1 rRNA gene is annotated in these 327 nt (G+C 48.9%); it reads right to left on the reverse strand.

The features are described 5' to 3' along the window. Positions 1 to 122 precede the first annotated feature (122 nt). Positions 123 to 238, reverse strand: a 5S ribosomal RNA gene (gene rrf, locus CVS27_RS20350). Between the last annotated feature and the right edge of the window lie 89 nt (positions 239 to 327).

Consider the following 327-nt stretch of genomic DNA (forward strand, 5'->3'; position numbering starts at 1 on the left):
TATGGTCGTCAAGAAATTCTGTGAGCTGGCCCGTCACTCGCACGTGTCTGCGAATCTCTATAGTTCCTACTTAAAAACAAAACCCCTACCTGCATGCGCAGATAGGGGTTTTGCGAAATGAATCTTGACGATGACCTACTCTCACATGGGGAAACCCCACACTACCATCGGCGATGCATCGTTTCACTGCTGAGTTCGGGATGGGATCAGGTGGTTCCAATGCTCTATGGTCGTCAAGAAATTCTGTAGCCAGAATGTCCAGATGGACAGCCCAGCGAATCCGGATATGTGATGTTTGTGGTTCGTTGCGAACTTTCGGTTCGTATC

This window comes from Arthrobacter glacialis, from assembly GCF_002909445.1.
Classification (GTDB): Bacteria; Actinomycetota; Actinomycetes; order Actinomycetales; family Micrococcaceae; genus Specibacter; species Specibacter glacialis.